At 71.4% G+C, this 13,470-nt stretch carries 10 protein-coding genes and 1 pseudogene; 7 read left to right on the forward strand and 4 right to left on the reverse strand.

Annotated features, from left to right (window positions below; all coding sequences use genetic code 11):
• The first annotated feature begins 29 nt into the window (after positions 1-29).
• On the forward strand, positions 30-1,193 hold the full coding sequence (locus ACIRB1_RS38550) for a cysteine desulfurase family protein (RefSeq protein WP_403468807.1): 1,164 nt from the start codon (positions 30-32) through the stop codon (positions 1,191-1,193).
• A 115-nt stretch (positions 1,194-1,308) separates the two neighbouring features.
• Here ACIRB1_RS38550 and ACIRB1_RS38555 read toward each other — a convergent pair whose 3' ends face one another.
• Both ACIRB1_RS38555 and ACIRB1_RS38560 read right to left on the reverse strand, forming a co-directional pair.
• Positions 1,309-3,003, reverse strand: a complete 1,695-nt coding sequence (locus ACIRB1_RS38555) for a multicopper oxidase family protein (protein ID WP_403468808.1) — start codon at positions 3,001-3,003, stop codon at positions 1,309-1,311.
• 213 nt (positions 3,004-3,216) lie between these two features.
• On the reverse strand, positions 3,217-3,885 hold the full coding sequence (locus tag ACIRB1_RS38560) for an N-acetylmuramoyl-L-alanine amidase (protein WP_352182367.1): 669 nt from the start codon (positions 3,883-3,885) through the stop codon (positions 3,217-3,219).
• A 60-nt stretch (positions 3,886-3,945) separates the two neighbouring features.
• Here ACIRB1_RS38560 and mnmA point away from each other — a divergent pair, with 60 nt between their 5' ends.
• Positions 3,946-5,079 carry a tRNA 2-thiouridine(34) synthase MnmA gene (gene mnmA / locus ACIRB1_RS38565; RefSeq protein ID WP_352182366.1) on the forward strand — a complete coding sequence of 378 codons (1,134 nt, stop codon included), beginning with the start codon at positions 3,946-3,948 and terminating at the stop codon, positions 5,077-5,079.
• 52 nt (positions 5,080-5,131) lie between these two features.
• On the opposite strand, the gene ACIRB1_RS38570 is transcribed toward mnmA, so the two are convergent.
• Both ACIRB1_RS38570 and ACIRB1_RS38575 read right to left on the reverse strand, forming a co-directional pair.
• Positions 5,132-5,911, reverse strand: coding sequence for an alpha/beta fold hydrolase (locus tag ACIRB1_RS38570; protein WP_403468809.1), 780 nt, complete (start codon positions 5,909-5,911; stop codon positions 5,132-5,134).
• Positions 5,912-5,947: 36 nt separating this feature from the next.
• Positions 5,948-6,271, reverse strand: coding sequence for a DUF427 domain-containing protein (locus tag ACIRB1_RS38575; RefSeq protein ID WP_352182364.1), 324 nt, complete (start codon positions 6,269-6,271; stop codon positions 5,948-5,950).
• Positions 6,272-6,321: 50 nt separating this feature from the next.
• On the opposite strand from ACIRB1_RS38575, the pseudogene ACIRB1_RS38580 reads away from it, so the two are divergent.
• From ACIRB1_RS38580 to ACIRB1_RS38600, 5 genes and pseudogenes are all read left to right on the forward strand, one after another.
• A pseudogene (locus ACIRB1_RS38580) lies at positions 6,322-6,892 on the forward strand (TIGR00730 family Rossman fold protein).
• A gap of 7 nt (positions 6,893-6,899) precedes the next feature.
• Complete coding sequence (locus ACIRB1_RS38585; protein ID WP_403468810.1) at positions 6,900-7,598, forward strand: SDR family oxidoreductase; 699 nt, start codon at positions 6,900-6,902, stop codon at positions 7,596-7,598.
• Between the two features lie 88 nt (positions 7,599-7,686).
• Positions 7,687-8,694: a methionine synthase gene (locus tag ACIRB1_RS38590; protein ID WP_403468811.1), complete on the forward strand. Its 1,008-nt coding sequence runs from the start codon at positions 7,687-7,689 to the stop codon at positions 8,692-8,694.
• 15 nt (positions 8,695-8,709) lie between these two features.
• Positions 8,710-10,902 carry an NAD-dependent DNA ligase LigA gene (gene ligA, locus ACIRB1_RS38595; protein ID WP_403468812.1) on the forward strand — a complete coding sequence of 731 codons (2,193 nt, stop codon included), beginning with the start codon at positions 8,710-8,712 and terminating at the stop codon, positions 10,900-10,902.
• A gap of 270 nt (positions 10,903-11,172) precedes the next feature.
• Positions 11,173-13,443, forward strand: coding sequence for a bifunctional diguanylate cyclase/phosphodiesterase (locus ACIRB1_RS38600; RefSeq protein ID WP_352182359.1), 2,271 nt, complete (start codon positions 11,173-11,175; stop codon positions 13,441-13,443).
• The last annotated feature ends 27 nt before the right edge of the window (positions 13,444-13,470 follow it).

Raw genomic sequence — 13,470 nt, forward strand, 5'->3', positions numbered from 1 at the left:
GCACCGGGGCCCGTAGAATCGGCGTCACCATGGCATACCTCGACCACGCCGCGACCACCCCGATGCTTCCCGAGGCAGTCGAGGCGATGACGGCCCACCTGAGCATCACGGGCAACGCCTCCTCCCTCCACGCGTCCGGCCGCACGGCCCGCCGTACGGTCGAAGAGGCCCGGGAGACCCTCGCCGAGGCGCTCGGCGCGCGACCCAGCGAGGTCGTGTTCACCTCCGGCGGCACCGAGGCCGACAACCTCGCGGTGAAGGGCCTGTACTGGTCCCGCCGCGACGCCGACCCGGCCCGCACCCGGGTGCTGGCAAGCCCCGTCGAGCACCACGCCGTCCTGGACGCCGTCCACTGGCTGGGCGAGCACGAGGGCGTCACCGTCGAGTACCTCCCTGTCGACTCCTACGGCCGCGTCCACCCCGAGGTGCTGCGCGAGGCGATCGCCCGCAACCCCGACGACGTCGCCCTGGCGACCGTGATGTGGGCCAACAACGAGATCGGAACGGTCCTGCCGGTCCGCGAACTCGCCGACGTGGCAGGAGAGTTCGGGGTCCCCCTGCACGCCGACGCGGTGCAGGCCTTCGGCCAGGTCCCGGTCGACTTCGCCGCCTCCGGACTCGCCGCGGCCACCGTCTCCGGCCACAAGATCGGCGGGCCGTACGGCATCGGGGCCCTGCTGCTGGGCCGCGAGTACACCCCCGTGCCCGTCCTGCACGGCGGCGGCCAGGAACGCCATGTCCGCTCCGGCACCCTCGACGTCCCCGCCATCGCCTCCTTCGCGGTCGCCGGCCGCCTCGCCGCCGAACAGCGCGAGTGGTTCGCCCGCGAGATCGGCGCCCTGCGCGACGACCTCGTCACGGCCGTCCGTACGGCGGTCCCGGACGCGATCCTCGGCGGCGACCCGGTGCACCGGCTGCCGGCCAACGCCCACTTCACGTTCCCCGGCTGCGAGGGCGACTCCCTGCTGCTCCTGCTCGACGCCCAGGGCATCGAGTGCTCCACCGGCTCCGCCTGCACCGCGGGCGTCGCCCAGCCCAGCCACGTCCTGCTCGCCACCGGCACCGATCCGGACCTCGCCCGCGGCACCCTGCGCTTCTCCCTCGGCCACACCTCCACGGAGGCCGATGTGGAGGCCGTGGCCAAGGCGATCGGCCCGGCGGTCGAGCGGGCCCGCGCCGCCGGACTGACCTGACCCGGGGACGGACAAAACCGGGGAGAGCCCGTCAGGTGCTCTCCCCGGTCTTGTCCGTCCGGCGTCCATGGGGGAGGCCGACGCCGGACCTCGGACGACCTTGCCGTGAGCGGGACTAGCCGTCCGTGGCGGAGGCGCTGGGGGTCGCCGTCGCGGTGGAGTCGTCCGTCGCGGAGGCGGAGGCACTCGCGGACGCGCTCGCGCTCGCACTGGCCGTGGCCGTGGAGTCGGTGCTGTCGGTGGTGCTCGTGCCGGTCACCATGAGGGAGGCCATCATGCCCTCGTCCTCGTGCTGTAGGAGATGGCAGTGGAGCATGTACATATAGGTGTCGTCGGCGAAGTCGGTGAACTCCATGGCGATCTTGATCGAACCGCCGCCGACCACCTCGTAGGTGTCGTACCAGCCGAGCTGGACCCCGGTCGGGTCCTCGCCGTTGACGGCGATCAACTGGTAGGGCACGTCGTGCAGATGGAACGAGTGCTCCAGCTGGGTGGCGTTCTGGATCGTCCAGATCTCCTTCGCGCCGACCGTCGTGCTGATCATCGCCATCGCGGCCATGGTCGTACCGATGGCCCCGTCGATCTCCATGTTGGCGCCGCTCTGGCTGAGCGTGATCGTGCGGGCGGTGAAGTCGCTCGTGTCGTAGCGGTCGATGGTGTTGAGCGTGGTGGGCAGGTCGGCCGGGGTGTCGGTGCCACTGGCCGTCACCGCGAGGACGTCGTACGTGCCGCTGCCGCCGCGGATCCAGCCGGTGGTGATCACGGCCTGGAGGGTCGCGTCCGCGGTGAGGTCCATGACGAACTCGGCCCGGGCGCCGGCCACCAGACGGATCGTGGTCACCTCGGTTGCCTCGGTCAGATAGCCCTGGTCGGTGCTGATCTGGGTGAGCGTGCCGCCGTCGCTGCGCTGGAGCACGATGATGTCGGACGGCGAGGCGTTCAGCGCGCGGAACCGGGTCCGGGTCTTCGTGGCGGTGAAACCCAGCGTGGTGGAGTCCACGTTGGTCCCGTTGAGCAGGAGGGGGAAGGTGGTGGTGCTCAGCCGGTAGCCGGCCGCGTCGTACTTGATGTCTCCGCCGGTGTCCACGGCGAGGGACTGGAAGATGAGCGGGACGTCGTCGACGCCGTAGTCGCTGGGCAGCGCGGCGGACGCGTCCGAGGAGTCCTCGACGATGATCATCCCGGCCAGGCCGTGCACGGCCTGCTTGGCGGTGGTGCCCAGGGCGTGCGGGTGGTACCAGAGGGTGGTGGCCGGGTCCTTGACGGTGAACGTGGGCGACCAGGTCGTGCCGTCGGCGAAGGCGACCTGCGGGCCGCCGTCCATCTTCGCCGGCACATGGGCGCCGTGGAAGTGGACGGTCGTGTCCTCGCCGATGTCGTTGGTGATGTTGAGCAGGACCGTGTCGCCGTTCGTCCACTTCAGGGTGGGGCCGAGGAAGTCCTGGTTGTAGCCCATCGTCTTGCTGGTGACGCCCGAGATCACCTCGTGGGTGCCGGTCTTGGCCTCCAGCGTGAACGTGGTGACCCCGCCGGAGGTGGTGCCCTCCAGGAGGTCCGGGACGACCAGGGTGCTGTCCGCCGCGGACGCCTTGTTCTTCGCCGCGTCGTTCAGCAGCGAGAAGGCGCCTCCGGCCGCGGCGACCGCCGCGATACCTGCCCCGGCCATGCCGCCGAGGAACTTGCGCCGGTGCAGGCCCTTGCCCCGGGCCGCACTGTCCTTGCCGTGGTCGCGCTTCTCCGCCGCGCTCTTGCGGTGGTTGCCCTTGGTGTCTCTGTTCTGATCCGACGCGGGCTCGCTGGTGTGTGTCATGCGCCAGAGATTTGGCCTAAGGGCTGTGTAAGGACTGGGCGACACTTAGTGGTCAGCAGGGCAAGCTGTGAAAGGTGAGCGTGCCCGCTCTCTCCCCAACTCCCCTGGACGCTCTGCCGAGTTGGCGTGCCCCAGGTCACTTTCGGGGCAGGGGACGCATCGGACACCGCCGTGACTGAAACGACTCATAGCCAGAGCGTGGTGTGACCTGGGTCACGCTTGTGTCCGGTGTGCCCGCGTTACGAGGTTCATGTACCGGTCCCAGTCCCAGTACCGCCCCGGGTCCGTGTGATCGGTCCCCGGCACCTCCACATGACCGATGACATGGTCCCGGTCGACGGGGATGCCGTACCGCCCGCATATCTGTGCCGTCAGCCGCGCGGAGGCCGCGTACATCGCGTCGGTGAACGACGACCTCCGGTCCACGAAGCCCTCGTGCTCGATGCCGACACTGCGTTCGTTGTACTCCCTGTTCCCCGCGTGGAAGGCCACGTCCAGCTCGCGGATCATCTGCGTGACGGCCCCCTCCTTACGGACGATGTAGTGCGCCGCCGCCTGGTGGGCGGGGTCCTGGAAGGCCTTCACCGCGCTGTCGTAGCCGCCCTGGGTGACGTGGACGATCACCCGGTCTATCGCGTAGTCGTCAGGACGGTCGGCCCGCCGGTAGTTCGCCGACGAGGCCGCCACCCAGGTCGCGCCCCCGAAGTCGACCGCGCCCGGCGTCCGAGGCTTCTCCACGCCCGGCATCCGCCACCACAGCCGCGACAGCTCGTCCCGCGCCAGCACCGCCGTCCCCACGGCCGCCGCGGCCCCGCCGATCAGCAGAGCGCGCCGCCCGAGCCGCCGCCCCGCCGCTTCTCCGTCGTCTTTCGTCTCCCCCATGTGATCGTCAACGGATACTCGCGGGTCCCGGTTCCCGATGCCCCGTACTCTGGAGGGGTTATGACTGAGACCTCCTCGCAGCGCCCCCGCCCGCTTCGCGTACTCGCCGCCATGTCAGGCGGAGTCGACTCCGCCGTGGCCGCCGCCCGGGCCGCCGAAGCCGGCCACGACGTGACCGGCGTCCACCTCGCGCTCTCCGCGAACCCCCAATCGTTCCGCACGGGCGCGCGTGGCTGTTGCACCATCGAGGACTCACGGGACGCCCGCCGTGCCGCCGATGTCATCGGCATCCCGTTCTACGTCTGGGACCTCGCCGACCGCTTCCGCGAGGACGTCGTCGAGGACTTCGTCGCCGAGTACGAGGCCGGCCGCACCCCGAACCCCTGTCTGCGCTGCAACGAGAAGATCAAGTTCGCCGCGCTCCTCGACAAGGCGCTCGCCCTCGGCTTCGACGCCGTCTGCACCGGCCACTACGCCCAGGTGATCGTCAACGAGGACGGCAGCCGCGAACTGCACCGCGCCTCCGACATGGCCAAGGACCAGTCCTACGTCCTCGGCGTCCTGGACGAGAGGCAGCTCGCGCACGCCCTCTTCCCGCTCGGCGACACCGTGACGACGAAGGACGAGATCCGCGCGGAGGCCGAGCGCCGCGGCCTCGCGGTCGCCAAGAAGCCCGACTCGCACGACATCTGCTTCATCGCCGACGGCGACACCCAGGGCTTCCTCGCAGGCCGCCTGGGCAAGGCCGAGGGCGCCATCGTCGACGAGTCCGGCGAGGTCATCGGCTCGCACGAGGGCGCGTACGGCTTCACCATCGGCCAGCGCAAGGGCCTGCGCATCGGCACCCCGGCCGCCGACGGCAAGCCGCGCTACGTCCTGGACATCTCCCCGGTCGACAACACCGTGACGGTCGGCCCGGCCGCCTCCCTGGACGTCAGCGGCCTGACCGCCGTCCGCCCCCGCTGGTGCGGCACGGCCCCCACCGGCCCCGGCACCTACACCGCCCAGCTCCGCGCCCACGGCGGCGAGACCGAGGTCACCGCCGAACTCGTCGACGGCACCCTGGAGGTGTCCTTCAGCGAGCCGGTGCGGGGCGTGGCCCCCGGGCAGGCGATCGTGCTCTACGACGGCACGCGCGTGGTGGGGTCGGCGACGATCGCGACGACCACGCGCGCGGCCACGGCGATGGCCTGACCCGCACGGCTGATGCCGGGCCCGGCCGTGGCCAAGTGGGGCCGGTGCGCGGCTAGTCGGAGAAGAACTCCATGAGCAGCGGTGCCAGGACGGTCGGGTCCACCATGTGGGTCTGGCCGTCCAGGACGCGGTACGTCCCGTCCTGCGCCACGTCCGCCGCCTGCCGCGCGGCCTGACGCATCCACTCCGGGCTCGCGCCGCCCGCGATCGTGAGCACCGGGACGGACAGGGACGCCAGCCGCTCTACCGGGACCAGACCGTCTCCCAGGGCCGCGTCGTCGTAGGCGAGGGTGGGGGCGATCGCCTCCATGCCGGGCCACATGGGGGAGCGGCGGGCGCCCTCGATCATCTCCGGGGGCGCGCCCGTCAGCGCCATGAACAGCTCCACGGCGTCGCCCCGGCGGTCCTCGGCGAGGAGTTCCGTCAGCCGCTCGGTGTACTCGGCGCGCTCCTTGGCACCGCTGCTGTCGAGGGCGAACGGCGGCTCGTAGAGGGCGACTTCGGTCACCGCCAGGCCGCTCGCCGCCGCGTGCACGGCAAGGGCGGCGCCCGAGGAGTGGCCGTAGAGCGCGGCGCTGCCGCCCACGGCGTCGATCAGCGCCGCGATGTCCTCGACCTCACGGGCCACGGCGAACGGCGCCGTGTCGCCGCTCGCGCCCCGGCCCCGACGGTCGTACGGGACCGCCCCGAACCGGTGCGCGAGCTGCGCGGCGAGCGGCAGCAGCCCGTCGCCCGTGGTCATCGCGCCACCGACCAGGACGACGGGCGAACCCTCACCGATGCGTTCGTACGCGATGGCGGTGCCGTCGCGCGAAACAGTCTTCTTGTCCATGGAACGGAGACTGCCGCACGCGAGGGAACTAATCGGTCACAACACTTCTACTTCGTAGAAGCAGAGGTGGTCCTTGATCTGCGCGACGTCCGGCTTGGGCTCGGGGTAGGCCCACACCAGGTCGGTCGCGTCGGGGAGGGACCAGTAGGACGCGTCCCCCTTGAAGGGGCAGTGGGTGTGGGTCTCGGAGGGGGTCAGGAGGTCCAGGCGCACGTCCTCCGGAGGGAGGTAGTAGCGCACGGGACAGCCCGTCTCCTTCAGGATCAGGGGGCGGTCGCTCTCCGCCAGCACCTGGTCGCCGTGGACGACGCGTACGCGGCGGTCGCCCTGCTCGATCGTGATCGTGTGTCCGTCAGCCATACCGGAGAAGCACTCGCGGGCCCCTGGTTCTTCCCGCGTACGGTGACGACATGAAGATCTGCGTGTTTCTCTCCGCCGCCGACCTGGACGAGCGCTACACCCGCCCCGCGCGGGAGTTCGCGGAACTGCTGGGCAAGGGCGGGCACACTCCCCCACTGCCTTGAGGGCGTGGGGGGACCCCCAGTGTGGGGCGGCTCCGAGTCCGGGCTGATGAAGGTGGTCGCCGACGGCGTCCAGGCGGCCGGCGGACGGCTCGTGGGCGTCTCGGTGACCTTCCTGGCGGCGTCCGCGCGGGCGGACGCCGACGAGATGGTGATCGCGGCCGACCTCGCCGAACGCAAGCGGCTGCTCCTGGAGAAGTCCGACGCCGTGGTGATCATGGTGGGCGGCACCGGGACGCTGGACGAGGCGACGGACATCCTGGAGCTGAAGAAGCACGGCCACACCGACAAGCCGGTGGTACTGCTCAACACGGCGGGCTTCTACGACGGCCTCAAGACCCAGTTCCAGCGCATGGAGGACGAGGGGTTCCTGCCCGTCCCGCTCACCGACCTGGTGTTCTTCGCCGAGGAGCCGGTCGGGGCGCTGGCCTACCTCGAGGAGTCGTTCGGCACACCGTGATGCGAGCATGGCGGGCATGGCTACACATGTGATCACCGGGGCCGGTTCCGGCATCGGCGCGGCCGTCGCCCGCCGGCTGCACGCGCGCGGGGACGACCTCGTGCTGCACGCGCGCGACGCGGGCCGCGCGAAGGAACTGGCGGCGGAGTACCCCGGGGCGAGCACCCTGGTGGGCGACCTGGCGGACCCGGACAAGCTCAGCTGGGCGTTCTCGCACCAGAGCCTGCCCGACCGGGTGGACACGCTGCTGCACATCGCCGGGGTCGTCGACCTCGGCCCGGTGGGCGAGCTGACCCCGAAGACCTGGCGCCACCAGCTCAACGTCAACCTCGTCGCCCCCGCGGAACTGACCCGCCACCTCCTGCCCCAACTCCGCCTGTCCGGCGGCCACGTCCTCTTCGTGAACTCCGGCGCGGGTCTGCGCGCGAGCGCCGACTGGTCCGCCTACGCCGCCTCCAAGCACGGCCTCAAGGCCCTCGCGGACTCCCTCCGCCAGGAGGAACACCCCAACGGCGTCCGCGTCACCTCCGTCTACCCCGGCCGCACCGCCAGCCCCATGCAGGCCAAGGTCCACCAACAGGAGGGCAAGGCGTACGACGCGGCCCAGTGGATCGACCCGGAGTCGGTCGCGACGACGATCCTCATGGCGATCGACCTGCCGGGGGACGCGGAGGTCAACGACCTGACGGTGCGACCGGGCCGCTAAGAAGGCCCTTTCGGGGGCGGGGTGGGGGTCTGGGGCGCAGCCCCCAGGGGCGCTGCCACACCCCCGGAGGGTTCCGTAGTCTTCCGGGGTGAGCAACAACAGCCAGTTCAGCTTCGGTGCCGCCACCGGTGTCGGTTCCCTGCCCGGTGGTGACGCCCGTGAGGCCGCCCGGACCGCCACCGGGGCCTTCGAGGACTTCCCGTTCCTGCCCGAGCTGCCCGCCCGGGGCCCCGGCGCGGACATGATCGGCCGGACCGCGGGACTCCTCGTCGAGGTGTACGCGCGCGTGGAGCCCAGCGGGTGGCGGGTCGGCGACCGTCCGGGCCGGGACACCAAGCGGGCGTGGGCCTGGCTGGGAGAGGACCTCGACGCCCTGGAGGAGTTCACCCAGGGGTACGAGGGCCCCCTCAAGGTGCAGGCCGTAGGACCCTGGACCCTCGCCGCCGGCCTGGAGCTGAGGAACGGCGAGTCCGCGCTCTCCGACCTCGGCGCCAGCCGGGACCTCGCCGGCTCGCTCGCCGAGGGCCTGCGTAACCACCTCGCCGACGTCCAGCGCCGCGTCCCCGGCGCCCAGATCGTCCTCCAGCTCGACGAACCCTCCCTCATGGCCGTCCTGCGCGGCCACGTCAGATCGGCCAGCGGCTACCGCACCCACCGCGCCGTGGACCGCCAACTCGTCGAGGACACGCTCCGCGAGGTCATCGGCGTGCACGGGAGCGGCCCGGTCGTCGTCCACTCCTGCGCCCCCGACGTCCCGTTCGCCCTGCTGCGCCGCGCGGGCGCCGCCGGGGTCTCCTTCGACTTCTCCCTCCTCACCGAGCGTGACGACGACGTGATCGGCGAGACGGTCGAGGCCGGCACCCGGCTCTTCGCCGGTGTCGTGCCGGGCACGGACACCGCATTGTCAGACCCTGCCGGTAGCGTCATGGGTGTCAGGACGCTGTGGCGCAGGCTGGGGCTGCGACCGGGACTTCTCGCGGAGGCGGTCACCATCACCCCGTCGTGCGGACTCGCGGGGGCTTCTCCGGAGTACGCGCGCCATGCCCTCGCCCACTGCGTCCGGGCGGCGAGATCCCTCGCGGACAACCCTGAGTGACGGAAGGACAACACGGTGGCCGGCGACAGGCAAGCGGAGACGGCGGTGCCCGCAGAGGCACGGGAGAAGCACGCGCAGCTCGCTGAGCAGATCGAGGAGCACCGCTTCCGGTACTACGTGAACGACGCACCGGTCGTCAGCGACGCGGAGTTCGACAAACTCCTGCGCGCCCTGGAGGCGCTGGAGGAGGAGTACCCCGAGCTGCGGACGCCGGACTCCCCGACCCAGAAGGTCTCCGGGGCCTACGAGACGGAGTTCACGTCCGTCGTCCACCGCTCCCGCATGCTCTCCCTGGACAACGCCTTCGACGACCTGGAGCTGGCGGCCTGGGCCGAGCGCGTCCAGAAGGACATCGGCACCCCTGACTACCACTTCCTGTGCGAGCTGAAGGTCGACGGCCTCGCGGTCAACCTGACGTATGAGCACGGCCGCCTCACGCGCGCGGCGACCCGCGGTGACGGCCGCACGGGCGAGGACATCACGCCCAACGTCCGCACGATCGCGGAGATCCCGGACCGCCTCACCGGCGACCGCGTCCCCGGCCTGGTGGAGATCCGCGGCGAGGTCTACTTCCCGATGGAGAAGTTCGAGGAGCTGAACGCTCGGCTGGTCGAGGCCGGAGACAAGCCCTTCGCCAACCCCCGTAACGCGGCGGCGGGTTCACTCCGCCAGAAGGACCCCCGCGTCACCGCCACCCGCCCTCTGCACATGGTCGTGCACGGCATCGGCGCCCTGGAGGACTTCACCCCCCTCACCCGCCTCTCCGAGGCCTACGACCTGCTGAAGACCTGGGGCCTGCCGACCTCCCCGTACAACAAGGTGGTCGACGACCTCGACGCCGTAAGGGAGTTCATCCGGTACTACGGCGAGAACCGCCACTCCGTGGCGCACGAGATCGACGGCGTGGTCGTCAAGCTCGACGAGATCCCCCTCCAGGGACGGCTCGGTTCCACCTCCCGCGCCCCGCGCTGGGCGATCGCGTGGAAGTACGCGCCCGAGGAGGTCAACACCAAGCTTCTCAACATCCGCGTGGGCGTGGGCCGTACGGGCCGGGTCACCCCGTACGCCCAGGTCGAGCCGGTGACGGTGGCGGGCTCGGAGGTCGAGTTCGCGACGCTGCACAACCAGGAGGTCGTCAAGGCCAAGGGCGTCCTCATCGGCGACACGGTGGTGCTGCGCAAGGCCGGTGACGTGATCCCGGAGATCCTCGGCCCGGTCGCCGACCTGCGGGACGGCAGCGAGCGGGAGTTCGTGATGCCGACCGAGTGCCCCGAGTGCGGTACCGCGCTGCGGCCGATGAAGGAGGGAGACATCGACCTCCGCTGCCCGAACGCCCGCACCTGCCCCGCCCAGTTGAGAGAGCGGCTCTTCTACCTCGCGGGCCGCAAGGCGCTGGACATCGACCACTTCGGCTATGTGTCGGCCGCCGCCCTCACCCAGCCCCTGGAGCCGGCCGACCCGCCGCTGAAGAACGAGGGAGACCTGTTCGACCTCACCATCGAGCAGCTGCTGCCCATCAAGGCGTACGTCCTCGACCAGAACAGCGGGCTGCCCAAGCGCGATCCGAACACCGGCGAGGAGAAGATCGTCACGGTCTTCGCCAACCAGCAGGGCGAGCCCAAGAAGAACGCGCTGGCGATGCTGGAGACCATCGCCGCCGCCAAGGACCGTCCGCTCGCCCGCATCCTCACCGGCCTGTCGATCCGTCATGTCGGCCCGGTCGCGGCCGAGGCGCTGGCCCGCGCGTTCCGGTCGATCGACCGCATCGAGCAGGCGAGCGAGAAGGAGCTGGCGGACACCGACGGCGTCGGCGGGATCATCGCCGCCTCCCTCAAGGAGTGGTTCGCCGAGGACTGGCACCAGCAGATCCTGCGCAAGTGGCGGGCGGCCGGGGTCCGGATGGAGGACGAGGGGTCCGGCGAGGACGAGGGCCCGCGCCCGCTCGAAGGCCTGACCGTGGTGGTCACCGGCACCCTCGAACACTTCACCCGGGACGGGGCGAAGGACGCCCTCCAGAGCCGCGGAGCGAAAGTGACCGGTTCTGTTTCGAAGAAGACGTCTTTCGTCGTCGTAGGTGACAATCCTGGTTCCAAGTACGACAAGGCGATGCAGGTCAAGGTGCCTGTTCTGAACGAGGACGGCTTCACCGTCCTGTTGGAGCAGGGCCCCGAGGCCGCCGCCGAAGTCGCGCTTCCGGTCGAGGAGTAGCGAGGAGCAGCGGTTGAAGGTCACCCGATCGGCGCATACCAGATGCATACGGGTGGCCGGGTCGCATTCGGGCAACCGTCTACGACCGCTGCCCGTGGAAGCCTTCTGCGGCCTACTGTTGAGGTGTGCACCTGCCGTGCCCAGCTGCGGTTGGGGCAACCCCCTGCTCTTGGTGAGCAGGGGGAGGGGATTTCCAAACACGGTGCCGTTGACGGAAGTCGGGCAGCGGACCGCGTGGCGTGGGCACCGCCGGCTGTGAGAGGGACGGGAATGGAACCGACCGAGAGCGCCCCCCCGGACTCACTGCTGCGCCGGGTCACCGGCGCCTGGCGGGAGAGCCGTTGGGGAGCGCGACCCGTGGAGCGTCCGGGCGCCCAGCCGCGCGCCACCGGACAGTACTCCACACCGGACGCGCGCCACTCCGTACCACTGACCTCCGACCCGACCGCCGGACTCCCCGGCGGCGAGTCCGGGCGGCATCCGAGCTGGCCCGCGCTGCCGACGGGGGTGGTGGCCGCGGCGGGCTTCGTCCTCGGCGCCGGCTTCTTCCGGGCGTTCACCGGCGACCACGCGCTCTTCCCGTCCGGCACGGTCGGCTGGTCGCTGGCCGTCCTGACCGGCATCATCGTCGGCCACCTGGTCGCCCTCGGCCGCGCCCGCTGGTGGGGCGGCACCGGCTCGGGCGCCGCCCTCACCCTCGGCGTCCTGCTGCTCTACGGCTGGGTCGCCGCCGGCATGGTCAGCCTCACCGTCGTCGTCCTGGTCGGCATAGCCCGCCGCAACCGCTGGCGCCAGGGCGTGCTGCACGGCGCGGTGGACATCCTCGGCATCGCCGCCGGCGCCCTCGTGCTGGGCTCCTTCGGCCGGGTGCCGTCGGTCGAGAAGCCGTGGAACCCCGCCAGTTGGACGGTCTACACCGCCCCCGAAGTGGTCCTCGTCGCCGTCGCGTACCTCGCCGTGACCCGCACCCTGCTCTGGTACCTGCACGCCCCGCGCAACGGCGGACTGCCCACCGTCGCCCGCACCGCCCTGCTCCGACAGGGACTGGTCGCCGTGGCCCTGCTCGGCATCGCACCGCTCATCTGCGTGGTCGCCATGGCCCAGCCGGTGCTGCTGCCGCTCTTCTCGATCCCGCTCATCGCCCTCGACTCCACCCTGTGGATGGCCCGCGCCAGGGCCGAGGAGCAGCTGCGCGACCCGCTCACCGGGCTGCCCAACCGGCAGTGGCTCCTGGAGCGCATCTGGACCGCCCTGGACGACGCCGAGCGCATCGGCGCCAAGGCCGCCCTCATGCTCATCGACCTCGACCGGTTCCGGTCGGTCAACGACACCCTGGGCCATCTCGCCGGTGACCGGCTGCTGTTGCAGATCGCCGACCGGCTGCGGGTGGCGCTGCCGCGCGGGGCGGAGGCCGCGCGGCTCGGCGGTGACGAGTTCGCCGTCCTGCTGCCCGTCGCCGACTCCACCACGTCCGCGACCCGGGTCGCCCGCAACCTCGTCGCCGCGCTCAGCTCCCCGCTCGACCTCGACGGGCTCACCCTCGTCCTGGAGGCCAGCGCGGGCGTCGCCGTCTTCCCCGACCACGCCCTCGACGCCGAGGGACTGCTGCGCCGGGCGGACGTCGCGATGTACCAGGCGAAGCGGGACCGTACGGGCGTAGAGGTCTACGAGTCCAAGCGGGACTCCAACACCCCGGACCGGCTCGGTCTGTTGGGGGATCTGCGGCGTGCCCTCGACGCGCACGAGGTGCAGCTGCACTACCAGCCGAAGGTCCGTTTCGACGGTCAGGTCGCCGGGCTGGAGGCGCTGGTGCGGTGGGTGCATCCGGAGCGCGGGAAGGTGCCGCCGGACGAGTTCATAGCGATCGCCGAGTCGTCCGGGCTGATGCCGCATCTCACCGAGTACGTGCTCGACACCGCCCTCGCCCAGGTCGCCAGGTGGAGGGCCCAGGGGCTGTTCGTGCCGGTCGCGGTGAACGTCTCGCCCCGCGATGTGCACACGCCCGGGTTCGCGGGGTCCGTCGCCGCGCGGCTCGCCCGGCACGGTGTCCCCGCGGGGTCGCTCCAGCTGGAGATCACCGAACACGTCCTCCTGGAGGACCCCCAGCGCGCCGCCGACACCCTCAACGGACTGACCGGGCACGGCGTGAAGATGTCGCTCGACGACTTCGGCACGGGGTATTCGTCGCTGGTGCATCTGCGGCGCCTGCCGGTCAGCGAGCTGAAGATCGACCGGTCGTTCGTGGCGCGGCTGGCGGTGGACACCGAGGACGCGGAGATCGTCCGGTGCACCGTCGATCTCGCGCACTCCCTCGGGCTGCTGGTCGTGGCCGAGGGGGTCGAGGACGACGAGACGTGGGAGCGGTTGCGGGATCTCGGGTGTGACGCCGTGCAGGGGTGGCTCGTCGCCGCGGCGATGCCTCCCGAGGACATGACGGCGTGGCTGCGGGCGCGGGGGTCCCGGGGGTGGCAACGGCCGCGCGCCGCGCTGCCCGCGGCCCTGCCGTCGGCCGCGGCCGACGATCCGGGCCGGATCGGGTGAGGTGTCCGGTGCGGGCCCTCTGCGGCC

It is taken from the genome of Streptomyces sp. NPDC096013 (assembly GCF_044763565.1).
Taxonomy (GTDB): domain Bacteria; phylum Actinomycetota; class Actinomycetes; order Streptomycetales; family Streptomycetaceae; genus Streptomyces.

Coding starts and splice junctions, on each gene's coding strand:
- ACIRB1_RS38550 (WP_403468807.1), top strand. CDS start 30: ATGGCATACCTCGACCACGCCGCGACCACCCCGATGCTTCCCGAGGCA.
- ACIRB1_RS38560 (WP_352182367.1), bottom strand. CDS start 3,885: ATGGGGGAGACGAAAGACGACGGAGAAGCGGCGGGGCGGCGGCTCGGG.
- ACIRB1_RS38600 (WP_352182359.1), top strand. CDS start 11,173: ATGGAACCGACCGAGAGCGCCCCCCCGGACTCACTGCTGCGCCGGGTC.
- ACIRB1_RS38570 (WP_403468809.1), bottom strand. CDS start 5,911: ATGGACAAGAAGACTGTTTCGCGCGACGGCACCGCCATCGCGTACGAA.
- ACIRB1_RS38585 (WP_403468810.1), top strand. CDS start 6,900: ATGGCGGGCATGGCTACACATGTGATCACCGGGGCCGGTTCCGGCATC.
- mnmA (WP_352182366.1), top strand. CDS start 3,946: ATGACTGAGACCTCCTCGCAGCGCCCCCGCCCGCTTCGCGTACTCGCC.
- ACIRB1_RS38555 (WP_403468808.1), bottom strand. CDS start 3,003: ATGACACACACCAGCGAGCCCGCGTCGGATCAGAACAGAGACACCAAG.
- ACIRB1_RS38575 (WP_352182364.1), bottom strand. CDS start 6,271: ATGGCTGACGGACACACGATCACGATCGAGCAGGGCGACCGCCGCGTA.